Raw genomic sequence first — 21996 nt, 5'->3', positions numbered from 1 at the left:
ATCAGTCGATCTTAATTCTAAAATACCCTAAGGGGCTGTTAAATCCTGCTACAAAAACCCCTAAATCCCCTGAAGAGGACTTTGCTCTCACTTAGACAAAGTCCCCTTCAGGAGATTTAGGGGTAAAGTCGACAGAAAAAATTAGCTTTAAAACAAATCAGAAACTAACCCTCGTTAAAAAATCAAAACCAGGGGCGCCTTACTTTAAAGGACCGCTTGAGGCCGCTGATGAGCAGGAATGCCCCGACAATACCGAAGATAATAGCGAGTATAGTAATGTGTAAAATAGCAAATAAGACGGCAACCAGAATGACAAGTACGGATGCTTTCAACTTCCAGCTGATGCGTTGCCACCAGTTGAGTTCTGGTCGAAGTTTCATACCCAGACTCTGACGGATCTGATTCCCTAGTTTAAGTTTCTTCTTGGGTTTGGGTCCCGGTTGATGATCCACAGCTTCGGTGGCTGGACTCGTTAACCGGGAATGTATTTGGTGCATTCGACGCTCAATGCGCATATCCCGTGTTTGCGTAGGCTGACTAGCCCGACTGGCAACAGCGGGCGTAGCGGATGGCGGAACAATAGCCACTGGAAGAACGTCCTGCTCGACCAAACCGGTTTCCGATTCGTCTGCCTGTGCCACGGGCTGCCCGATCGGAGTTCTGGCAGCCGCGGGATGAGAAGTAGGCTGGAAGTAAGCTACGGGACGATGGCAGGACGAAAAGAAAAGGCAGCACGCGGCAGCGAACAGGGCAATGATGTTCTTCATCAGGTTTCAATTTGGACAAACGTAATCCGCAAAAGCTAAAGTCCTCTCTACAACGAATCAGGCAGGTTGGTTAATATGATGTCCGTAAAAAAGCCATCATTTCGGCCACCTTCCACCCGGTACGGCCCAGCTCAATAGCCGTCAACTACGACGCTGTGAACTGCGGTTGGTAACAATACCTGCGCATTGCGGATGAATTAGTCCGCTAGGTCTGCCTACCTTTGCGGCTATGATTCCCGACAATGATCCCCGGCCCTGGCAGGTCGAACAATCTGAATACATCCATCAATTACCGTGGTTCACGGTTCGGAAAGAAGCTATCCGGATGGAAAATGGTGGCACCATTCCTAATTACTTTATTTTCGAATACCCGGACTGGGTCAATGTGGTAGCGGTTACGACCACGAATCAACTGGTTTTAATCCGGCAGTATCGGCATGGTATCTCGGGTGTTCATTACGAGCTGTGCGCCGGTGTCGTTGACCCCGGCGAGGACCCGCTTGTGGCGGCTCAGCGCGAATTACTGGAAGAAACCGGTTTTGGTGGAGGCCACTGGGAACCACTGATGACCCTTTCGGCGAACCCAGGCACGCACTCTAACCTGACGCACGCCTTTCTGGCCACGGGTGTTGAGTTGAAACAGGCTCAACACCTCGAATCGACGGAGGAGATTACCGTCCATCTGGTATCGTTGGATCGAGCAATGGAGATCATTAATACTGGCGAAATGATGCAGTCATTGCATCTGGCTCCCCTCCTGAAATATTGCCTGAATCGGGATTCCGATGCTTCGTCTGACCGGCCCTGATTTCTATTATATACGCCTGCAATGATTCGTGGCATTGGGCCGACTAGTATCTTTGCACTGCATAGACCTCACTAATCTATCTTTTATAAAATCAGGGAAATCGAAAAAATCCCATAAATCCCGGTTCAGAAGTGATTATCCCTCTTGCCCACCGCGCCGACCAAACGCAGGAATATTATTTTTCAGTAAAATTAGCCGAAGTCCGTCGCCTTCAGGCGGCTGGTCACGACGTGATCAATCTGGGAATTGGCAACCCGGACCTGATGCCGTCACCAAATACGATTGATGCCCTTATTCAGTCTGCGCAACAGCCAACGGCCCATGGGTATCAGCCTTACAAGGGCACTCCGGCGTTTCGGCAGGCTATCGCTGCCTTTTATGGTCATACATACGGCGTTACGCTCGACCCGGATACGGAGATTCTGCCCCTCATTGGCTCTAAAGAAGGCATTACACACATTTCGCTCACCTTTTTGAACGATGGTGACGGGGTGCTGGTGCCTGAACTTGGCTACCCGGCCTACCGGGCGGTAAGTACAATGGTTGGTGGAGCTGTGCGGGAATATCCACTCATGGAAACGAACGGATGGCAACCTGACTGGGACATTCTGGAAGCCATCATCGCGAATACCGATCCGTTGCATCCGGTCAAAATTATGTGGATGAACTACCCGCACATGCCAACCGGCGCACCCGCAACCCGCGCCCTGTTCGAGCGGGCCGTTCGCTTTGCGCACGACCATAAATTACTGCTTTGCCACGATAACCCATACAGTCTGATCTTGAACAAGAAGCCGCCAATCAGTCTGCTGTCTATCGACGGTGCCAAGGAGGTAGCCGTTGAACTCAACTCGTTGAGTAAGTCGCACAACATGGCGGGCTGGCGCATAGGCTGGATGGCGGGGGCCAAGCCTTACGTAGATTCGGTATTGTCGATAAAAAGTAACGTTGACTCCGGGCAATTTAAACCGTTGCTGGACGCAGCTACTGAAGCCCTGGCCAACTCCGATGACTGGCACCGGGAACGCAACGCGGTTTATCAGGGTCGGTTAGATGCCATCCATGCGTTGCTGGATGCGCTGGACTGTAGCTATTCCACCGATCAGGAGGGATTATTCATCTGGGCCAAACTGCCTGATTCGGTGCCTTCTGCCGAAGCATTGGTCGATGATCTGCTTCTAACGAAACATGTGTTTATTGCTCCCGGCTTTATCTTCGGCCCGAAAGGAAACCGTTACGTACGCGTGTCGTTATGTCTGCCTAAAGAGCGTATTGAGGAAGCAACAGCCCGGCTGAAGGCCGTGGCGTAACCCATCAAAAAAATCATAAAATACGCCGGGTTGCCGGTGCAATTCAGATGGTTGTCAGCATTATAGGAATAGGCTTGCTAGGTGGTTCATTTGCCTTGGCCGTTCGCGAGAAATACCCAAAAATGCGCTTCATTGGCGTCGATACATCCGTCGTCAATGGACAGCTGGCGTTAGCAAAAGGTATTGTCGACGAAGTGCTGCCACTCGAAGAAGCCGTTGCCCAAAGTACACTCGTGGTTCTGGCAACACCCGTCAATATCATTATCGAGCTGTTGCCTACGGTTCTTGACCACCTGCCGGCAGGGGCAACCGTAGTAGATCTCGGCTCTACCAAGGGCCTGATTTGCGAAGTGGCCGATGCGCATCCGAAACGAGCCCAGTTTGTGGCTGCTCACCCCATGGCGGGCACCGAAAACTCCGGGCCGGGGGCAGCCTTTAAAGAATTATTGTTGGGGAAAAACCTCATTATCTGCGACCGGACAAAAAGTCACCCGGATAGCCTGACGCTAACCGAAAGCCTGTTTCGGGATGCGGGCATGCGGTTATTTTATATGAATCCGCAGGAACACGATCTGCATCTGGCTTACGTATCGCACCTGAGCCACATTAGTGCCTTTGCCCTCGGCCTGACCGTTCTGGAGAAGGAAAAAGATGAGCAGGCCATTTTCGACATGGCCAGTACCGGCTTCAGTTCGACTGTGCGTCTGGCAAAAAGCTCACCGGCCATGTGGGCTCCTATCTTCGATCAGAACCGGTCGAATGTCTCGGATGCGCTGGCGGCTTATATTGAGTTCTTACAGCAGTTCAAGCAGGTCATTGATGATCAGGATGTACGCACATCCCTCGATTTCATGCAGCGGGCCAACGTTATCCGGCGGGTATTGGACGGCATTGAGAAGCGGTAAAATTAAAAACTTCAGAAGGTAACTTATACAAAAAGGTTTTCTGTTGGTTTATGCATAGGATACACCCCCTATCCAGGGTAGTGTACAACGGGTAAACAAGCAGAAATACCATGCAAGCAACAGACCAACAGCCAGCCGCTCAAGCTGGTACAATTACGATTGGTGGCGACTTGACCGTCAATCGACTGGCATACGGTGCCATGCGCATCACGGGTGAAGGCATCTGGGGGCCGCCCAAAGATCATGACGAGTGCATTCGCGTATTGAAACGCTCCCTTGAGTTGGGCATTAACTTCATTGACACGGCTGATAGTTATGGGCCCTATATTTCTGAAGAACTGATTGCCGAAGCCCTTCATCCTTATCCGGATGGCCTGGTTATTGGTACCAAAGGCGGGTTACTCCGCACGGGACCCAACCAATGGCCGGTCGACGGCAGTCGCAAACACCTCGAAGAAGCGCTAAACGGTAGCCTCAAGCGCCTGAAACTGGAGCATATCGACTTGTATCAGCTTCATCGGTTCGATCCGAAAGTTCCCTCAGAAGAATTCCTCGGCTTTTTGCAGGAAGCCCAGCAGCAAGGCAAAATCCGGCACATTGGCCTATCGGAAGTAGGCATCGAACAGATTGAAGAAGCGAAACAATACTTCGATGTCGTTTCGGTGCAGAACATGTACAACTTTGGTGAGCAGCGCTGGAATGACGTACTGAAATACTGCGAGCAGAACAACATCGCGTTCATTCCCTGGTTTCCGCTCAATGCCGGCAATGTTGCCGCTGAAAATGCAATTAAAAAAGTAGCTCAACGCCATAGTGCGACTGATTACCAGATTGCGCTGGCGTGGCTATTGGCGGCATCACCCGTTATGCTTCCCATTGCCGGAACATCGTCGGTAAAGCACCTGGAAGAAAACGTAAAGGCGGCCACGATCAAACTGACGGAAGAAGATTTGCAGGATATGCCGTTGCCTAAGTAAGAATTGATAGAGTTTACGGTAGCTGGTTTATGCTAAAGCGTATCAGCCCACTACCGTAAACTCAAATCTCTTTACCACTATGTCAGCTCAACCGAAACAGGACCCACAACAATTGCTGGCCAGAACGCTACAACGGCTACAGCAAAACGCCGAACACATCAGCCCGGTTAATGAGTTAATAAACGAGTGGAGCGACATCCTTGGTGAAGGCAGTCTCACCCTCGAAAACGTGGCCGATGAACTGTTTTCCCTCAAACAGGCCATACACGAAGGTAAACCTGCCAGGATCTCGGACTCGTTGCACACCCTGAGTAAACTTACCAAACAGGCAGCCAGTGAGTCATCGGATATAGGTTTGATTGGCCAACTTCATCAACTAGCACACCTGCTCGATACTTTATCCGAACGGACAAAAGGAGACCGTGTGGTGTAACCTAAATAGATCGATTTGCAGTATCGTTGCCCAGGCGTTACCGTTCACTAACCAGATCAGTGAATAGACGCAAAAAATATTGTTTAGAGTGTTTCTAAACTAAGGAATGCATTGTATCTTTGTTTATTCATTTTTGACAATGGTGGGCAAAGAAGTAGCTGCGACGTATCAGGAAGTATTTCGAACCGATAGAGGAGTAGTCTATCAGTGTGATACGACCAATCGGTTGATTCTGGAGTTTTGGGATACGCATACGCCCCTATCGGCACGCGATTTTGCTCAGTTTCGGCGTATGGTCGAAACGGTCGACATTCAACAGATGGCCTTGAGTACCGCTGCCGCTGATGATGTTGAAATTCTGACACCTCCTCGTTCTGAGCGATGTTATGTCTTGACGCTCTGCGAAATTGTGCACTTACGCGAGCTTCTGAACGGCGCTAAACTCATGCTGGAACTAAACGCTATGCTTCGCGAATGTGGTTGCACAACAGCGAGCTAACCCTAAATAGACTTTATCTAAATTTCTTATAAAACAGGCGGGTGCATAACAACACCCGTTTTTTTTATGTTGTTTTGTTTCATAAACGTCTCACCGAAATTAGTCACTAGTATGAAAGACTTAGCAAGATTACGCAGCTCCGTTAAGGAAAGCGTTGAACTAGCCCTGAATCAACAGATACAAATGGAAATGGTATCGTCGTCGAAATACCTGGCGATGGCGGGCTGGTGTGATCGGAACGGGCTTGATCATAGCGCGGGATTTTTCTACAACCAGTCGGAAGAAGAGCGTAAACACGCGATGAAGCTGTTCCATTACCTATGCGACCAGGGCGCTACCGCTTATTCGCCCGAAGTACCAGCCGTAGGCCAGGAGTTCGATTCGTTGCGTTCGGTGTTCGAAGGCGCTCTTGATCAGGAGATTGCCGTCACCGATTCGATCAACCGGATCATCAGCATTTGCCGCCGTGAAAGCGATTACGCTACGGAAGAGCTTCTGAAATGGTTCGTGAAAGAGCAGATGGAAGAAGAATATATTGCTCGTCGCTGCCTCGAACTAATCGACCAGATTCCAGCCGACCAAATCTACTACCTGGATAAAAAACTCGCCAGCGTTACATACGACGGCAATCCATTCGAATAAACGCTTTAGTTTGTCTAACACAGAAAGACACCTGTAAAGGGTGTCTTTCTGTGTTTATAGGATGTAGCCAGTAATTAATTCAATACCTCGCACTGCAACCCGGCAGCAGTCAAAAGTCGGATTACATCGGTTTCAGTGAGCGATTCGGTTTCGATGCGTAGTATGCATTGGGTCGTGCCTTCTCCGTCGTCGAGATCAATACGCCACCGACAAATTCCTTTCAGCAAACATAATCGACAGACAGCCCGGTGAATTCGCTCATCGGTGTTAATATCGGTTCGAAACACAAGAACATTTGCCATGGCAAGTCAGGCTTAGTTCTGAGCATTGCGCAGTACCTCAATCCAGTGCAGGCGTGCCACTGCACGACTCAGCATCTTCCGCAGTTCAATGAGTTCATGCAGCCGGAAACTGAATCGGAGGAAACGGGACGGCGTACTCAGATGAATCCGTTCTTCGTACGGATGTGCCTCGAAGTAGGCGGAGGTATCGATACTCCGCACGTTCCATTCGAGCGCCAGAAAGTCATCATAGCAGAGCCATTGCGTGATATTGTTAAACTCTAGCGCAATGTTATACAGGCTTTGCGACGGTGTAGCCGTTGGGCCTGTCTCACTGACGGTTGAGTCGTCATGTAGTGTAATGCGACCATTGACAGAATCAGATAAAAGGAGGCACTGGCAATTCTTACACATAGATCTTAGGTGATTTAAATAACTGATAGCTACTTAGTTTTATAGTCAATCTCGATTTCCAGGCCCATCGCAGCGTCGTATACCCTACGTGATCTGATTCATTTAGTTTGTGCACCAAGTCCGTGTAACCCGTTGTCGTATACGCAGCATCCTGCCGAACTGGTTTGTACCACAAACGTAAAGTCTATTTAGAATTTGTCCAAACAATCAGAAAAATAATTTGGACAAATTCTAAATAATTATAATTTTGTCAAATAGACCTTTGCCATCTAAAGTACTCTCGTTATACGTCAGCCGTTATTTATACTAGCTTTTCTGTTAGCCATTAGTCCCCTCTGCGCACAAACGGCTCCAAAGTCAGAAGATATAGCAGCCATAAAAGGTCAATGCGGGTGCCACGATATCACTTTCCTGTATGCCGAAACATTCTCACCCGATAAGACATATACCTTTAAAGACCGCTACACCGCAAAAGGCACAGAACTTGTTTTTGTGGATGAAGAAGCGGGCCCGACAAACAGGCCAACTAAGCTTGTTATTCAGCATTTATTGGTAGTGAATGACACTATGGTCATTAAGCACTGGCGTGAAGACTGGGCGTTTCAGAACACGAGCCTCCTCAAGTTCGACCGGAATGCTTCCTGGAAACGCGTAAAACTGACTCCTGCTCAGGTAAGAGGCCAGTGGACTCAGAAAGTGTTTGAAGTAGATGACAGCCCCCGCTACGAAGGGTCGGCAACCTGGATTCATGCCGATGGGCGCACCTATTGGGAAAGTACCGTCGATGCACCCCTACCCCGGCGCGAATACACCAAACGTACCGATTACAATGTAATGCGCCGAACGAATCACCACGAAATCCGGACGGACGGCTACGTTCACGAGCAGGACAATGATAAGATTATCCGATCGGAAGCAGGCGATCAGTTGCTGGCTTCGGAAAAGGGACTGAACACCTATCGGCGCACAGACGACGCTAAATGCAAAGCCGCCAAAGACTTCTGGACCAGGCACCGGGCGTATTGGGCCGACGTTCGGTCGGTTTGGGAGGAAGTATTGGCCAAACGGGAAGTGGTAGCCATAAGAGGTCAGGTAAAGGGCCAGACGCTGGGGTATGAACTCGACGAATTGGCTATCACGACGCAAAAAACGACATACAACTCGGCATCGAGTCGACAGTTGATTCAGCAAGCAATCGAAAAATACTTGAAGTAAACGCTCAACAAGCGCACAGACGGGGCCTTGGTTCAGAACCAGTTACCCGCCGGTGTATTCAGTCGTCGTAGTACGATATGGCTTTTATTGGTACCCTGATACGGTCCTCCCGGTGTCTATGGGTGGCCACCAGTTTGGACGTTCATCACAACGTATTGATCGCCGGGGTACCAGTCGGTGGGGTGTTTTTATACCGATGCCACTACGTTCGACATTGCCGCTGTGCTGACCGAAAGACGAACGCTATCAGCTCATCCTACGCTATGCGACATTGCCGCTGTTGCCCTGCCATCGAGAAGTTTTGGGCAGCCGATGTCCCTATTCTCTGGCGGCCATGACACGAAGCACCCAGCGGCTGGTTCTGGTAGAGCGCTAAAGGCCCGGTCCGTTAAAAGAACGTTGGCGTATTCTGGCCCAAATAACGTTTAAAATGAATGCGGTGAAATAGTCTGACTATCCTCAGATGTAGTGTCTGCCTTGATAGGCCCCCAACCCGAATCATCGGGGATAACTGCGCGGACGGTATCACAGTTTTCGAGCCGTTGCTGAAGATCCTTTATTTTTCCCTCTTTCTGACTCAGATTTCGTTGGAAATCAATAGTGGCATCTGCCAGACGCTGGTTTCGCTGCGATGCTACCATAACTAATGCCGCGATGCCTAACAGTAGTACAACAACTACTGCCAGGAGCGAATAAACTACTCCTCGGCTTACAGCAGGCATGACACGGTGGGAAAAGATACAAATTAACGAAAAGCAGTAACCATAAAAAAACCTGCCAACCGTTGGGTAGCAGGTTTTTTAACTCGATTAGTTACTTAATCAGCGGGCAGCGCCGTAATCCTGCCCGGCACTTTCCGGAAAGTTCTTCATGATACTGGTGATCGTTTCGCGGAAAGCCTGATCACGATCTCGCTCTTTGTTGCGGTTGTTCAGTTGTCCCGTGGCCCAACCCTGCCAGATGATATCGTTGGTACGAGCATCGGACACGTTCACAACAACGCGGTTTTCTTCGTACTGACGCGAGTAAACGTTGTTGCCCATGCCACCATACCACCATGAATACGGCGAGTACATGTTGTTGGATTGAATTTGCTGCTTGTCCTTCGAATCCATAAAGAACCGAACAACTAAGTCGGCTTCACCCTGGGTTACTGGTTTGTAACCCCGAGCCTTGAGCGATTGATCGAGGGCATCAGCAATCCGGCGTTGGTTCAGGTTACTGCCTACGATAGGGTCAGCGTTACGTTGGCGGTCAGCTTCGATACGATAAGTGGCAAACTGCCGAACGTTTACTTTAGGGTCGTAGTCGTATTTGACCGTAATGGCCGGAGCGCAGGACGCCAGCGTGCCGGCGACTAACAAACTGGTGATTATGCGGTTAATTTTCATTTTTTTGAATCGTTAGATGGTATCAAACCGATTAGTAAACGTTGAAAAAAAGCGGTTCGTATATCCTATCAAAATAACTAAAAACAACCTCTATTCGTTCGAATCCACAGGACCATTTACTAAATCAGTGCAGCACACAATCTGTTGATAACTAACAAGTTAAGATGAGTTAAGTAATTTTAACAGACAGTTAATCCGTAATAAACGAAGCCACCATCCGTTAGGACAGTGGCTTCGTTTATTATTCAGTAATCAGACAGGATTAGGCGCTGGCCAACGCTTCGGCACCACCCACAATTTCGAGGATCTCGGTTGTGATGGCTGCCTGACGCGTCCGGTTGTACACCAGGCGCAGTTCTTTTAAGAGTTCACCCGCGTTTTCAGTTGCTTTGTCCATAGCTGTCATCCGGGCACCATGCTCCGATGCGTTAGAGTCCAGAACGGCTTTGTACAACTGAATTTTAATCGTTTTAGGAATCAGCTCCGTAATAATTTCTACTTCGGAAGGCTCAAAAATGTAGTTGACCGCAGCGGCTGGTGTGCCTGAGGCTCCCGGCGTTTCAGCGGAAACGATAGGCAGCATTTGCTCCGTTCGCACAATCTGCATGGCGGCATTCTTGAACTCGTTGTAGATGACTTCAACAACATCGTAACGACCGTTGGCAAAGCCTTCCATCGCTTCTTCCGCGGCCGTCCGAACGGTAGCAAAGCTCAGCGAGGAAAAAGCATCGACATGTGCCGTATTGACTTTAAAGCCCCGGCGTTGGAACGCTTCAGCGCCCTTCTTGCCAATGGCCATAATCTCTACATTACCTGAACGAGCCTGAGCCGAATATTTCTCATCCATGACAGTCAACGCGCCTTTCACCACGTTTGTGTTGAAGGCACCGCACAAACCACGATCTGAGGTCACCACAATCAACAGAACGCGCTCAATAGGACGAGCCTGTTTGTATGGGTTCTCCGATGCGGTTTCTGCTCCGGCTGAAACCGTTCCGAGCATCTGGCTCAGTTTCTGAGCGTAAGGTCGTAATTGCGTAATGTTATCCTGCGCACGACGCAGCTTGGCAGCCGCCACCATCTTCATGGCTTTGGTAATTTGCTGAGTCGAGTTAATGGACGAAATCCGAGCGCGTACTTCTTTTAGTGATGCCATGTGTGGTATTCGGCTTACGGTTTACGATTTATGATTAGCTAACCATAAACCGTAAACTCAAAACCATATTAATAATTTGCCGACAGATCAGCCGCTACTTTCTTCAACGCAGCCGTCGCTTCGTCGGTCAATTTCCCAGCCCGCAAATCGTTCAGGACATTGGGGTATTGCGCACTCAAGATCATACCGAACTCGCTCTCGAACTGCTTCACTTTATTAACGGGCACTCTGTCGAGCAGACCGTTGGTCGATGCGTAGATAATGGCTACCTGCTGCTCAACGGGTACTGGTGAGTACTGAGGCTGTTTCAGCATCTCCTGGTTCCGGCGACCCCGTTCGATGGTCAGTTTGGTCGACGCATCAAGGTCAGAACCGAATTTCGCAAATGCTTCCAGCTCGCGGAACTGCGCCTGATCGAGTTTCAGCGTACCGGCTACTTTCTTCATCGACTTGATCTGGGCATTACCCCCTACCCGCGATACCGAAATACCTACGTTGATGGCCGGACGGATACCAGAGTTGAACAAGTTCGACTCCAGGAAGATCTGACCATCCGTAATAGAAATTACGTTTGTTGGAATATAAGCCGATACGTCACCAGCCTGCGTTTCAATAATTGGCAGCGCGGTCAATGAACCACCACCTTTTACCCGGTCTTTCAGACTTGGGGGCAGGTCGTTCATGGTTTTGGCGATATCGTCATTGGAGTTAACCTTGGCAGCCCGCTCTAGCAAACGGCTGTGCAGGTAGAATACGTCTCCTGGATACGCTTCCCGTCCTGGTGGGCGACGCAGCAGCAGAGACACTTCGCGATAAGCAACCGCCTGTTTCGACAGATCGTCATAGACCACCAGCGCCGGACGGCCCGTATCGCGGAAGAACTCGCCGATAGCGGCACCCGTAAACGGTGCGAAGAACTGCATCGGCGATGGATCCGATGCGTTGGCCGAAACGATTACGGTGTAATCCATGGCTCCAGCCCGACGCAGTGTTTGTTCGACTTGCTTCACGGTCGATGCTTTCTGACCGCAGGCAACGTAGATACAGAACACAGGCTGTCCTTTGTCGTAGAATTCTTTCTGGTTAATGATGGTGTCGATAGCCACCGCCGTTTTACCGGTCTGGCGGTCACCAATGATTAATTCCCGCTGACCACGACCGATGGGAATCATAGCGTCGATAGCCTTGATGCCTGTCTGTAGCGGTTCGGTCACTGGCTGGCGGAAAATTACGCCCGGTGCTTTACGCTCCAGTGGCATTTGATACAATTCACCCTGAATAGGACCCAGCCCATCAATCGGCAAGCCGAGGGTGTTTACCACGCGGCCCAGAATACCATCGCCAACGTTTACGTAGGCAATCTGATCTGTACGCTTAACGGTATCACCTTCCTTGATTTCTGAGTAATCGCCGAGCAAAACTGCTCCGACGTTATCTTCTTCCAGGTTCAGAGCCATTGCCTGAAGTCCATTGTCGAAAGACAGCAATTCGCCGGCCTGCACTTTCGAGAGGCCGTAGATACGCGCTACGCCGTCACCGATTTGCAGCACCGTACCGACTTCTTCGAGTTCAGCCTCGGTTTGTGTTCCGGCCAGTTGCTGGCGAAGGATGGCTGATATCTCGTCGGGTCTTACGGATTCCATATGTGTATAATGAGAATTTGATGTTGTTTTTTCGGCCGCAAAGGTATGATTAAAAACTGATAAAAACGAGATAAAATACAGAAACAACTGCTGAATGTTAGACTTTTCCGATAACCCGTCAACTTAAATTCAACCATTGGCCAAAGCCAGTCAACCGTTCATCCGATTTAACAGTATTTAAAGTAGCCAAATCGATCATCTGCCAATCTTTTCTACTACTTTTATTTGTGTACTCCTTTTCAGAACGCAGTCTTTTGACCAGGTTACCTGCATACTCTTTTTCATTAAACCGAACCCTATCTAAACTTTTATCCTACTTATTCACGTTTAAATAGGGTATTACGTTTCCTTCATATTATACCCCCGTTTCGTTTTCGCATGAAGTTCAACAAATGGATGCTGGCCAGTATGGCGTCAGCCGTTTTTGTCGCCGGTAGCGCGACTGCCCAAGTAAAGAAACCAACCGCAAAGAAGGCTACACCTGCTAAGTCAGCTACGGCCGCCAAACCAGCCACAGCGGCATCGGCACTGGCCTCTACGAAAGACTCTGTCAGTTATAGTATTGGGTTGTTTATGGCGCAGAGCCTGAAGCAACAGGGAATAAATGACCTTAATAACGCCTTACTCGTTCGTGGTCTGGAAGATGCGTTGAGCGGTCAGTCAGTAAAGCTGACTCAGGAGCAGGCAATGCAGGTGATGAATGGATTTCAGCAGAAACAAATGGCTGTTCGGAATGCGGAAGGCATGAAGGCATCAGCTGAAAACAAAAAAATCGGAACCGCTTTTCTAACAGAGAACAAAGCGAAGGCTGGGGTAGTTACTACCGCCAGTGGTTTGCAATACTCGGTTGAAAAAGAAGGAACCGGTGCTAAACCGACAGCTACGGATCGGGTAAAAGTACACTATACCGGCCGTTTACTCGATGGTAAAGTATTCGACAGTTCAGTGGAGCGCGGTACGCCCGCCGAGTTTGGCGTAAATGAAGTGATTAAAGGATGGACAGAGGCCTTACAATTGATGCCTGTTGGCTCAAAATGGAAACTGTACATTCCCTCAGAGTTAGCGTACGGAGACCGCGGTGCCGGAGCCGATATAAAACCCGGTTCAACATTAGTCTTCGACGTGGAGTTGCTTGATATTGTTAAACAATGAGTGAATGACTGAGTGATAGAATGAGTGAATAGCTGGCGCGCGAATATGTGGTCGGAGAGTATTCACTCATTCTATCACTCAGTTATTCCCAATTAACCTGGGTAGTATAGATGAAAAAGTATCTGGTAACCCTAGTACCCGTGCTGATGCTGAGCTTTCAGCCGGATTCACCATCGAATGGAGCGCCCGGCGTGGATGCGGCCGGTAATTCCGTTAACGCAACGCATGGTAGTGCGCTATCGTCGCCAACTTCGACAACAGCCGCTGGTGATCTCCAGCCCACAATCTCGCAGGAGAAAGTGGAGACGCTCGTGGCGAAGTTGCTGACCACCTATCACTACCGCAAAGTACGGCTCAACGACTCACTGTCGTCGGTCGTTTGGGATAATTACCTGAAAGAAGTAGATGGCAATAAAGCCTATCTGTTAGCGTCGGATGTAGCGTCGTTTGAGAAATACCGCTATCAGATCGACGATGCGCTCGTTAATGGCGATCTGACAGCGGCTTACGATCTGTTCAACGTCTATCGGAAACGGTATCAGGAACGCAGCGCTTTCATCAAGGAGCAAATCAAAAAGCCGTTTACGTTCACAGCCGACGAGAGCTTCAACACAGACCGGGAAAAAGCCGCCTGGCCTAAAACGGTAGAAGAGCAAAATGAGCTGTGGACCAAAATCCTGAAAAATCAGGAGTTGGAACTACGCCTTGGCAATCGGAAAGATAGTGCGGTGGTGGCTTTGATGAACCAACGGTACACGAATCTTGATAAAGCCATCAATCGGGTGAAGAGTGCGGATGTCTTTCAAATGTACATGAACTCGTTTGCCGAAGCCCTCGATCCGCACACGAACTACTTATCGCCGACCAACGCCGATCGTTTCAATCAGGAAATGAGCCAGTCGCTGGAAGGCATCGGAGCCATGCTTCGCGAAGACGGCGATTACATTCGTATTACGGATGTGTTGCCCGGCGGCCCGGCCTTCAAAAGTAAATTGCTCAATAAAGAAGACAAGATCGCGGGAGTAGCTCAGGGCGATAATGGCCCCATGGTGAATACCATGAACTGGCAGGTCGACGAAGTGGTCAAATTGATCAAAGGTCCCAAAGGAACGGTTGTTCGTCTGCAGGTTCTGTCGCCCAACGCGATCGCCGGAGCACCACCGAAAGAAATCCGACTGGTGCGCGAGAAAATCAAACTGGAAGAGCAACGGGCGAAGAAAGAAGTGATTGAGGTGACTGATAATGGCAAGCCGTTTAAGATTGGCGTCATCAATATCCCCATGTTCTACCGTGATTTTGAAGGTGCCCGTAAACGGGAAGAAGGCTTCAGCAGCACGACGAGCGACGTGAAGAAGTTTGTCGAAGAGCTGAAAGGCGAGAAAGTGGATGGTATTGTGATTGACCTTCGCGACAACGGTGGTGGGTCGCTGACCGAAGCTATTGACCTGACCGGCATATTTATTCCGAAAGGACCCGTTGTGCAGGTAAAAGAATCAACCGGCGAGACTGAAGTGTATTCCGATAAAGATGGCGGTACGGTTGTGTACGATGGCCCACTGGCTGTGTTGGTAAACCGGTTCAGCGCTTCGGCTTCAGAAATTTTTGCGGCTGCTATTCAGGATTACAAACGGGGTGTCATTGTCGGCGGACAAACCTTCGGCAAAGGAACCGTGCAAACGCTCATCGATCTCAACCAGTGGTTGCCTAAAGAGCCCGAAAAAGTTGGTCAGGTGAAAATGACCATCCAGAAGTTCTATCGCATCAACGGCAGCAGCACGCAGCACAAAGGCGTAACGCCAGATATTCAGCTGCCATCGGCTTTCTCGGCTGAAGAATACGGTGAAAGCTCGCAACCTAGCGCATTGCCCTGGGATCAGATCAACACCACTCGGTACGAGCAATCTCGCGGTCTGGACGACAAAATTCTGAGCCGTTTGCGTGATCGTTTCGACCAAAGGCTCAAGTCTGATCCAGAGTTGAAGCAATTGGCGCAGGATCTGGCCGACTTCAAGAAAGCGAAGGAGAATACAGTTGTATCGCTCCAGGAATCGAAGCGCCGGAAAGAGCGTGACGAAGCTGAACGGAAACGTGCCGCAGCCAATAAAGTATCGCAGGCATCGGCCCCCGTTGACGAAACGGGCACACCGGCCGCAAGTACAACGGCTGCAGCACCTAAAAAGAAAAAGGACCTGTATCTAAATGAAGCGGGGTTAGTGCTGGCCGATTACATCATGGCGGCTCACTTGGCTGTCAACAAATAATCAGGTCAGTTCATACGGATACAAGAAACGCGCAGCGAACCGTTGCGCGTTTCTTGTGTTTATATAGGGCATCCACGGCAATAGCTGCGGATGCCTATTGACTTGTTAATTATTCCGAAAAACCTGGCATGTGGTACTTTCTTATCAAACAAGCGGCAATCGACAATGCGCAATACCAGGCTTTGCAAAAGCGAGCCGCCTTGACCGAAGTCGAGTTGTTTAATGAACCCTACGAGAACTGGTATGTCTTTTCGGTCGAGAAAGACGCCTACACTCCTTTTATGGATTACCTCGACCGCGACGGTATCTTATATGATCTGACTGCCGACCGACCCACTCGGGAAGAGATGCTGGCGGGAATGCGCTGACTGACTCAGCGGATTTGAGGTTCCGGGCTACTATTACCCGAGAACAACTTTGCCCGTCGGAAAAAGCGCCAGGTCAGTAAAACAGCCGCAATACTCAAACCAGCCAGTAAGCCAATCCAGACACCAACGGCGTCCATACCGAATGGAAAAGCCAGCACATAACTTAATGGTAAGGCAACGACCCAGTACGAAAATAAGGTGATTAATGTAGGCACGTTAACATCTGACAAACCCCGCAGGCCGCCCAAAGCGACCACTTGTATCCCATCGGAGAGTTGAAAAAAGCCAGCCATGATAACCAGCGAGGCTGCAATAGCCATTACCTGCGGGTTATCGCGGATGTAAAGCGTTACCAGCCAATCGTTGGCGGTCAGAAACACAAGGGCCGTTACACTCATAAAACTGACTGACAGCAGAAAAGCCGCGACACCGGCCCGCCAAATGCCATCCCGGCTTGATCGACCCACGGCGGCACTGACCCGGATAGCAGCCGCCGACGAAATACCCGTTGCCATCATGTACGTGACGGACGCCATGTTGATCGCAATCTGGTGAGCCGCCAACTGCGCTTCGCCCAGCCAGCCAACAATAACGACAGCCAGCGAAAAAGTAGCGACTTCAAAGAAAAACGTTAGCCCGCCCGGAATACCCAGCCGCAGGATTGTCCAGGCTTCAGTGGTTGTGGGCAGCGAGTTAAATTCCTTTTTCAGATAAGCCCGAAAGTTCGGCGTTCGGTACACATATACCAGCATCGCACCGGCCATAAACACGCGCGATAGAAGCGTCGCTGTTGCCGAACCCATCAGCCCTAGTGCAGGAAACGGCCCGACTCCTTTAATGAATAGGTAGTTGAATAAGGCATTGACTCCGAGCGCCGACAGGGTGATGGCCATCGCAACCCGTGGATACCGAAGTCCATCGCACAACTGACGGGCCGCCACAAAGACCAGCAACGGCAGTAACGAGACGCTTAGAATAAGCATGAAATCACGAGCCAGTCGGGTTACTTCGGGCGTCTGTCCAAACACACTAAAGTTATAAGCGAGCAGTACCGACAAGCCGCCAACCAGTATACTGAGTAGCAGAGCTACGCGTAGCCCGGCCCGAAACAGGCAATTGACAGCCGCCGGACCGCCAGCCTGGTTATTGGCCTTTGATACCAGAGCCGCCACCACCGACAAGCCCCCTACCCCAATACTCGACATCAGAAAGGAAAGCGAGGTCGCCAGCCCGGCGGCACCCAGCGGCAACGCGCCCAGCAGCCGCCCAACAAACAGATTATCCGTAACACCCATCAAGACAACGCCTAACTGAGCAATAATTATCGGAATGCTCAGCCGAAGCGTGTCTATAAATTCGGCCCGGTAAGTGAGCAATAAAGCAGAAAACGGTCGTTGTACACGGAACATGGCGCAAAGGTAGCGCTTATCCCGTAGCAACCTTTGCCTGCTACCCATTGTCGCCGGGCCCTATGCTCGATACCCCTTGCCCCTTGGTCCATTCCTTCGTACTTTTGCTTTCTTTATCATCTATCGGGCAAGCCCTTGAAAGAATACGGCAGTAGTATCCAAAAGTTAGTTGACAACATGGTCAACATTGACGATCGCTCAACCCGAACTCGGTATGCACATATCCTGATCGAGTTGATGCGGCAAATCCATCCGAACATGAAGGATGGTCAGGACTACTACAATAAATTGTGGGACGACCTGTACATCATGTCCAATTTTACCCTGGATGTTGATAGCCCTTACCCGCCCCCATCGGAAGAAGCGCTGGGCAAAAAACCACAACGGGTTCCTTATAATACACATCACCTGAAATTCAAGCATTTCGGACGAAATGTGGATTTACTCATCGCCAAGGCTGTAGCGCTGGAAGAACCCGAAGAACGACGTGCCTTTGTGTCCTATCTGACACGGTTGATGCGCACCTTCTATCAGGCATGGAACAAAGAATCTGTTGAAGACGAAACCATTTATCAGAGCCTGATTGAACTCTCCAACGGAAAGCTTTACGACGACATAAAGCTCATTCGGGAAGAAGGGCTCGTTGAAGCCACCCCCCGTGAGCGTACCGGGGATCAGCCCCAGCGAATTGGCAATAGCAATTACCGAAACGACCGGAATCGGGAAGGCAGTATCGGGCAACAGGGCCGCTCAAATAATCGCAACGACCGCGACGGCGGATCGCGCGACAACGGGGCTCGCAACAACAATAACCGGAACCGCGACGGCGGACCGCGCGATGGCGGGAATAGCCAGCAGGGCCGCTCAAATAACCGAACCGATGGCTCACAACGCAATTTTGGTAACCGGAATCGCAACGACCGCGATGGCGGACCACGCGATGGTGGGCCACGCAACGACGGACCACCTCGCCGGCGCCGGTAGCATTTTTTCGTGAAGACTGGTTAATGACGTTTGCCAAACAGGCTCGTTGACCAGTCTTCGTTTTCTCATTATTCATTATTTCCTAAATGGCATCTTTTCAAATCACAGGCGGGCGTAAGCTAAAAGGCGAATTAAATCCGCAGGGCGCTAAAAACGAAGCCCTGCAAATTCTCTGTGCCGTATTACTGACCAAAGACCCCGTTACTATTCACAATATTCCGGGTATCCGGGATGTCAATCAGCTTATAGATCTGCTTGGCGATTTAGGCGTATGGGTCACTAAAATCGGCGAAAGTTCGTACCGCTTTCAGGCCAGCGACGTTAACCTCGACTACCTCGAAACGGATACTTACAAACGCAAAGCAGCAGCCCTCCGGGGATCGGTCATGTTGCTTGGCCCTATGCTTGCCCGGTTTAAAAAGGGACGTATTCCCCGGCCTGGTGGCGATAAAATTGGCCGCCGTCGTCTGGATACCCACTTTCTGGGTTTCGAAAAACTCGGTGCTCAATTCAACTACGATGCCAACGATGGCGGGTATTATCAGGTAGATGCCAGTAATCTGCGTGGTACGTATATGCTGCTCGACGAAGCCTCTGTAACAGGCACGGCCAACGTTCTGATGGCCGCCGTCATGGCCGAGGGAACAACGCAGATTTACAACGCTGCCTGTGAGCCTTATCTGCAGCAGTTGAGCAAAATGCTCAATGCAATGGGGGCTAAAATCACCGGCGTTGGGTCCAACCTGCTCACCATCGAAGGCGTGTCGGAACTTACGGGCACGGAGCATACAATGCTCCCCGATATGATTGAGATTGGTTCGTTTATTGGCCTTGCTGCCATGACCCAGTCGGAGATCACGATCAAGAACTGTCAGATTCCTCAGTTGGGTATTATTCCCGACCAGTTTAAGCGGTTAGGTATTCAGATGGAGTTTCGGGGTGATGATATCTTTATTCCAGCCCAGGAGCGCTATCAAATCGAAAGCTTTCTGGATGGCGGCATGATGACCGTTGCCGATTCTCCCTGGCCAGGCTTTACTCCTGATCTGTTGAGCATTGTGCTCGTTACAGCCGTTCAGGCACAAGGTACCCTGCTGATTCACCAGAAAATGTTTGAAAGCCGACTTTTCTTTGTCGATAAGTTGATTGACATGGGCGCTCAAATCATCCTTTGCGACCCACACCGCGCAACCGTTGTGGGGCTTAACCGACAAATTCCGCTTAAGGGTATTCGTATGTCGTCGCCGGATATCCGGGCTGGCGTGGCACTGCTCATTGCAGCCATGTCGGCGCAGGGAACCAGTATCATCGATAATATCGAACAGATTGACCGGGGCTATCAAAACATTGATACACGACTCAATGCCATTGGTGCTGAGATTATCCGGTTGTAATTAAACTCCTTTCTTTTTCATCATAAAGTCTCTTTTTATTAGCTTGGAAAGAGACTTTATGCATATAACTAACCATGTTCAAGCATTGTCTTTTTAGTCTTCTTCCTATACTCTTTGCATCATTATTGTTCGTTACATGCCGACGACATCGTGATCCTGAACCTGATAAAAATTCGGTTGTCTTCATAGGTGCCTTTGATTATAAGGGCGGGACACTTAATGCGCTGGATGCTCAAACTGGTGAAATTAACTGGACATTTCAAACTCAAAGTGATATTCTTGGTAGCCCAACCGTTGCTAAAGGGGTAGTCTATATTGGCAGCGAAAAGCTGTATGCGATTGATATCAGCACAGGAAAGCAAAAATGGGCATATAACACAGGAGACTTTGTCTACTCTAGCCCGATAGTTGCTAACGGCATAGTATATGTAGGTTGTAACAATGGCTATCTTTTTGCACTTGATGCAGCTACCGGCCAGAAAAAGTGGGACTACAAATATCCCGAGCAACAAGGCTTGTCAGCGACTTTACTATCAAGTCCTCGCATAAGTGGAAGCCTTGTTTATATCAATACACTGGGTGGCCGAGTTCTGGCGCTTGATACGACGAGCGGTAAGTTAAAGTGGGAATTTTTAGCTGAAGACCACCTAAAATTCAATCCAATCCTTCAGGATGATACCGTCTATATAAACTGCCTACATATTTTATATGCCCTTGATGCCGGAAGTGGTAATCTAATCTGGCGCCAGCCGATTAATTTCGACCTGAATAGCAATATGGCGGCCAATAAAACGACGATCTTCGGTAATAACATTAGCACAGCACTTTGGGCGTTTGATAAAAGGACTGGCAAACCAATATGGACTGTATCGAATCAGGATACATTTATGATCGGGACCATGTCCGGTCCTGAACTGGATGCTAATTATGCTTATCTTAGTATGGGTGAAGGCAATCTATATGCTATAGATATAACTCAGAAAAAAATAAAATGGAGATTACCGACGGGTTCTCCTATTACAGCTAGCCCGACAGTGGCCAATGGTATCCTGTATATAGGCAACTTTAGAGGGCAGGTGTACGCTGTAAATGCCTCAACTGGCGAAGTAATTTGGTCTAAGCAACTAAGCCAAGCAATTGATGTGTCATCGGCCTGCGTCCTGACTACCTTTGGCAACATATACGGATCTAGCACTCCCTAAAACTACAAGGCTTTTTTGTAGATAACCTAACTGGACCGAGAACTTAGTTAAACCTTCCGTCCATTTTTTTGTCTTTAGGCTATAGTAGACTTAGTTTAACACCTAAAAACAAGTTCTCTCAATGAAAACGATCCAAGCTAATTTATCTATTTGGGCGCTGGCAGCTCTGTTCTCAGGTAGTACGTTAGTTGCCTGCGCGCAAGCAACCACGGGTGCCGCTACAACCGGTACCAGCTCGACACAGGCTAGTACAGCAGCAAAGACAATGTTTTTGACCCCTTTGCAACAGACGGTTACGAAAATAAAAAAATTAGTACCAACGGGCGATCCAGATTTTGATTACTCCTTTCAGGCCAAACTTCACACCCAGGGTATTCAGGATCTGCTGAAACAGGAGATCCAAAACGGCAAGGATACGGCGTTGATAAATCTGGCAAAATCAATGCTTCCAGCCACTGAGGCCGATGTTACCTTGCTGGATGGAACTATGCGGCAGTTAAAACCTACGCGCCCCAACCAGGCGTTTACACAGCAGCAAAGTCGCAACATTGAAGCCATGAGTCTGAAACTGCAACAAACCGGTTCGAGTGACAAGCTGACCAATAACGTAGATAGTAATTTTTCGGCATTGCTCCTCGATCAACGTCAGGATGCAATCGATATGGCGACAACTTATCTGCAATACGGTAATAACGGTACATTGAAGACATACGCTCAGCAGATGATCGACAAGTCCAAGCAACAGATGTCAGCGATAAAAGCAATGTCTGGGACACCTAAATAGG

The 21996-nt window shown here is 49.5% G+C and carries 23 protein-coding genes; 15 read left to right on the top strand and 8 right to left on the bottom strand.

Annotated features, from left to right (window positions below; genetic code table 11):
* Positions 1-182 precede the first annotated feature (182 nt).
* Positions 183-767 (bottom strand): hypothetical protein, encoded by a 585-nt coding sequence (locus tag ACYU8Y_RS23115; RefSeq protein WP_460940509.1) that lies wholly within the window; start codon positions 765-767, stop codon positions 183-185.
* 229 nt (positions 768-996) lie between these two features.
* Between ACYU8Y_RS23115 and ACYU8Y_RS23110 the strand changes: the two genes are divergently transcribed.
* From ACYU8Y_RS23110 to ACYU8Y_RS23080, 7 genes are all read left to right on the top strand, one after another.
* Positions 997-1575, top strand: a complete 579-nt coding sequence (locus ACYU8Y_RS23110) for an NUDIX hydrolase (RefSeq protein WP_460940508.1) — start codon at positions 997-999, stop codon at positions 1573-1575.
* A gap of 131 nt (positions 1576-1706) precedes the next feature.
* Positions 1707-2885 (top strand): pyridoxal phosphate-dependent aminotransferase, encoded by a 1179-nt coding sequence (locus tag ACYU8Y_RS23105; RefSeq protein ID WP_460940507.1) that lies wholly within the window; start codon positions 1707-1709, stop codon positions 2883-2885.
* A gap of 47 nt (positions 2886-2932) precedes the next feature.
* On the top strand, positions 2933-3790 hold the full coding sequence (locus tag ACYU8Y_RS23100) for a prephenate dehydrogenase (protein WP_460940505.1): 858 nt from the start codon (positions 2933-2935) through the stop codon (positions 3788-3790).
* 110 nt (positions 3791-3900) lie between these two features.
* Entirely contained in the window at positions 3901-4767 is an 867-nt protein-coding gene (locus ACYU8Y_RS23095) for an aldo/keto reductase (protein WP_460940504.1), read from the top strand.
* Between the two features lie 79 nt (positions 4768-4846).
* A complete protein-coding gene (locus ACYU8Y_RS23090; RefSeq protein WP_460940503.1) occupies positions 4847-5200 on the top strand; it encodes a hypothetical protein in 354 nt (117 codons plus the stop codon).
* Between the two features lie 106 nt (positions 5201-5306).
* Positions 5307-5699 carry a hypothetical protein gene (locus tag ACYU8Y_RS23085; protein ID WP_460940502.1) on the top strand — a complete coding sequence of 131 codons (393 nt, stop codon included), beginning with the start codon at positions 5307-5309 and terminating at the stop codon, positions 5697-5699.
* A gap of 111 nt (positions 5700-5810) precedes the next feature.
* A complete protein-coding gene (locus ACYU8Y_RS23080; protein ID WP_460940501.1) occupies positions 5811-6341 on the top strand; it encodes a ferritin in 531 nt (176 codons plus the stop codon).
* A 74-nt stretch (positions 6342-6415) separates the two neighbouring features.
* Here the strand turns inward: ACYU8Y_RS23080 and ACYU8Y_RS23075 are convergent, their stop codons facing one another.
* On the bottom strand, positions 6416-6643 hold the full coding sequence (locus ACYU8Y_RS23075) for a hypothetical protein (RefSeq protein WP_460940500.1): 228 nt from the start codon (positions 6641-6643) through the stop codon (positions 6416-6418).
* Between the two features lie 12 nt (positions 6644-6655).
* Positions 6656-7036 carry a hypothetical protein gene (locus tag ACYU8Y_RS23070; RefSeq protein WP_460940499.1) on the bottom strand — a complete coding sequence of 127 codons (381 nt, stop codon included), beginning with the start codon at positions 7034-7036 and terminating at the stop codon, positions 6656-6658.
* Between the two features lie 285 nt (positions 7037-7321).
* On the opposite strand from ACYU8Y_RS23070, the gene ACYU8Y_RS23065 reads away from it, so the two are divergent.
* Positions 7322-8251: a DUF6607 family protein gene (locus ACYU8Y_RS23065; protein WP_460941204.1), complete on the top strand. Its 930-nt coding sequence runs from the start codon at positions 7322-7324 to the stop codon at positions 8249-8251.
* Between the two features lie 425 nt (positions 8252-8676).
* On the opposite strand, the gene ACYU8Y_RS23060 is transcribed toward ACYU8Y_RS23065, so the two are convergent.
* From ACYU8Y_RS23060 to atpA, 4 genes are all read right to left on the bottom strand, one after another.
* A complete protein-coding gene (locus tag ACYU8Y_RS23060; RefSeq protein ID WP_460940498.1) occupies positions 8677-8973 on the bottom strand; it encodes a hypothetical protein in 297 nt (98 codons plus the stop codon).
* 99 nt (positions 8974-9072) lie between these two features.
* A complete protein-coding gene (locus ACYU8Y_RS23055; RefSeq protein ID WP_046375685.1) occupies positions 9073-9642 on the bottom strand; it encodes a DUF4136 domain-containing protein in 570 nt (189 codons plus the stop codon).
* Between the two features lie 262 nt (positions 9643-9904).
* The gene (gene atpG / locus ACYU8Y_RS23050; protein ID WP_460940497.1) at positions 9905-10798 is read right to left on the bottom strand and encodes an ATP synthase F1 subunit gamma; all 894 of its coding nucleotides are present in this window, start codon (positions 10796-10798) and stop codon (positions 9905-9907) included.
* A 68-nt stretch (positions 10799-10866) separates the two neighbouring features.
* Complete coding sequence (atpA, locus tag ACYU8Y_RS23045) at positions 10867-12441, bottom strand: F0F1 ATP synthase subunit alpha (RefSeq protein ID WP_460940496.1); 1575 nt, start codon at positions 12439-12441, stop codon at positions 10867-10869.
* A 378-nt stretch (positions 12442-12819) separates the two neighbouring features.
* Between atpA and ACYU8Y_RS23040 the strand changes: the two genes are divergently transcribed.
* The 3 genes from ACYU8Y_RS23040 (at position 12820) to ACYU8Y_RS23030 (ending at position 16222) form a co-directional block, all read left to right on the top strand.
* Complete coding sequence (locus tag ACYU8Y_RS23040; RefSeq protein ID WP_460940495.1) at positions 12820-13593, top strand: FKBP-type peptidyl-prolyl cis-trans isomerase; 774 nt, start codon at positions 12820-12822, stop codon at positions 13591-13593.
* A gap of 110 nt (positions 13594-13703) precedes the next feature.
* Complete coding sequence (locus tag ACYU8Y_RS23035; RefSeq protein ID WP_460940494.1) at positions 13704-15854, top strand: carboxy terminal-processing peptidase; 2151 nt, start codon at positions 13704-13706, stop codon at positions 15852-15854.
* Positions 15855-15982: 128 nt separating this feature from the next.
* Positions 15983-16222, top strand: coding sequence for a hypothetical protein (locus ACYU8Y_RS23030; RefSeq protein WP_460940493.1), 240 nt, complete (start codon positions 15983-15985; stop codon positions 16220-16222).
* A 5-nt stretch (positions 16223-16227) separates the two neighbouring features.
* Here ACYU8Y_RS23030 and ACYU8Y_RS23025 read toward each other — a convergent pair whose 3' ends face one another.
* Positions 16228-17631, bottom strand: a complete 1404-nt coding sequence (locus ACYU8Y_RS23025; RefSeq protein WP_460940492.1) for an MATE family efflux transporter — start codon at positions 17629-17631, stop codon at positions 16228-16230.
* A gap of 135 nt (positions 17632-17766) precedes the next feature.
* Between ACYU8Y_RS23025 and ACYU8Y_RS23020 the strand changes: the two genes are divergently transcribed.
* The 4 genes from ACYU8Y_RS23020 (at position 17767) to ACYU8Y_RS23005 (ending at position 21995) form a co-directional block, all read left to right on the top strand.
* Positions 17767-18615: a DUF4290 domain-containing protein gene (locus ACYU8Y_RS23020; protein WP_460940491.1), complete on the top strand. Its 849-nt coding sequence runs from the start codon at positions 17767-17769 to the stop codon at positions 18613-18615.
* An 86-nt stretch (positions 18616-18701) separates the two neighbouring features.
* Positions 18702-20009: a UDP-N-acetylglucosamine 1-carboxyvinyltransferase gene (murA, locus tag ACYU8Y_RS23015; RefSeq protein ID WP_460940490.1), complete on the top strand. Its 1308-nt coding sequence runs from the start codon at positions 18702-18704 to the stop codon at positions 20007-20009.
* 74 nt (positions 20010-20083) lie between these two features.
* Positions 20084-21211 (top strand): outer membrane protein assembly factor BamB family protein, encoded by a 1128-nt coding sequence (locus tag ACYU8Y_RS23010; protein WP_460940489.1) that lies wholly within the window; start codon positions 20084-20086, stop codon positions 21209-21211.
* Between the two features lie 121 nt (positions 21212-21332).
* Positions 21333-21995, top strand: a complete 663-nt coding sequence (locus ACYU8Y_RS23005; RefSeq protein WP_460940488.1) for a DUF305 domain-containing protein — start codon at positions 21333-21335, stop codon at positions 21993-21995.
* Position 21996 lies beyond the last annotated feature (1 nt).

Source organism: Spirosoma humi (assembly GCF_054776575.1).
This window is presented reverse-complemented; position numbering and strand designations above follow the sequence as displayed.

Excerpts from the sequence above, each read along its gene's own strand:
- ACYU8Y_RS23115 (WP_460940509.1), bottom strand. The coding sequence starts at position 767 with ATGAAGAACATCATTGCCCTGTTCGCTGCCGCGTGCTGCCTTTTCTTT.
- ACYU8Y_RS23110 (WP_460940508.1), top strand. The coding sequence starts at position 997 with ATGATTCCCGACAATGATCCCCGGCCCTGGCAGGTCGAACAATCTGAA.
- ACYU8Y_RS23100 (WP_460940505.1), top strand. The coding sequence starts at position 2,933 with ATGGTTGTCAGCATTATAGGAATAGGCTTGCTAGGTGGTTCATTTGCC.
- ACYU8Y_RS23095 (WP_460940504.1), top strand. The coding sequence starts at position 3,901 with ATGCAAGCAACAGACCAACAGCCAGCCGCTCAAGCTGGTACAATTACG.
- ACYU8Y_RS23090 (WP_460940503.1), top strand. The coding sequence starts at position 4,847 with ATGTCAGCTCAACCGAAACAGGACCCACAACAATTGCTGGCCAGAACG.
- ACYU8Y_RS23085 (WP_460940502.1), top strand. The coding sequence starts at position 5,307 with ATGCATTGTATCTTTGTTTATTCATTTTTGACAATGGTGGGCAAAGAA.
- ACYU8Y_RS23080 (WP_460940501.1), top strand. The coding sequence starts at position 5,811 with ATGAAAGACTTAGCAAGATTACGCAGCTCCGTTAAGGAAAGCGTTGAA.
- ACYU8Y_RS23075 (WP_460940500.1), bottom strand. The coding sequence starts at position 6,643 with ATGGCAAATGTTCTTGTGTTTCGAACCGATATTAACACCGATGAGCGA.
- ACYU8Y_RS23070 (WP_460940499.1), bottom strand. The coding sequence starts at position 7,036 with ATGTGTAAGAATTGCCAGTGCCTCCTTTTATCTGATTCTGTCAATGGT.
- ACYU8Y_RS23060 (WP_460940498.1), bottom strand. The coding sequence starts at position 8,973 with ATGCCTGCTGTAAGCCGAGGAGTAGTTTATTCGCTCCTGGCAGTAGTT.
- ACYU8Y_RS23055 (WP_046375685.1), bottom strand. The coding sequence starts at position 9,642 with ATGAAAATTAACCGCATAATCACCAGTTTGTTAGTCGCCGGCACGCTG.
- atpG (WP_460940497.1), bottom strand. The coding sequence starts at position 10,798 with ATGGCATCACTAAAAGAAGTACGCGCTCGGATTTCGTCCATTAACTCG.
- atpA (WP_460940496.1), bottom strand. The coding sequence starts at position 12,441 with ATGGAATCCGTAAGACCCGACGAGATATCAGCCATCCTTCGCCAGCAA.
- ACYU8Y_RS23040 (WP_460940495.1), top strand. The coding sequence starts at position 12,820 with ATGAAGTTCAACAAATGGATGCTGGCCAGTATGGCGTCAGCCGTTTTT.
- ACYU8Y_RS23035 (WP_460940494.1), top strand. The coding sequence starts at position 13,704 with ATGAAAAAGTATCTGGTAACCCTAGTACCCGTGCTGATGCTGAGCTTT.
- ACYU8Y_RS23030 (WP_460940493.1), top strand. The coding sequence starts at position 15,983 with ATGTGGTACTTTCTTATCAAACAAGCGGCAATCGACAATGCGCAATAC.
- ACYU8Y_RS23025 (WP_460940492.1), bottom strand. The coding sequence starts at position 17,631 with ATGTTCCGTGTACAACGACCGTTTTCTGCTTTATTGCTCACTTACCGG.
- murA (WP_460940490.1), top strand. The coding sequence starts at position 18,702 with ATGGCATCTTTTCAAATCACAGGCGGGCGTAAGCTAAAAGGCGAATTA.
- ACYU8Y_RS23010 (WP_460940489.1), top strand. The coding sequence starts at position 20,084 with ATGTTCAAGCATTGTCTTTTTAGTCTTCTTCCTATACTCTTTGCATCA.
- ACYU8Y_RS23005 (WP_460940488.1), top strand. The coding sequence starts at position 21,333 with ATGAAAACGATCCAAGCTAATTTATCTATTTGGGCGCTGGCAGCTCTG.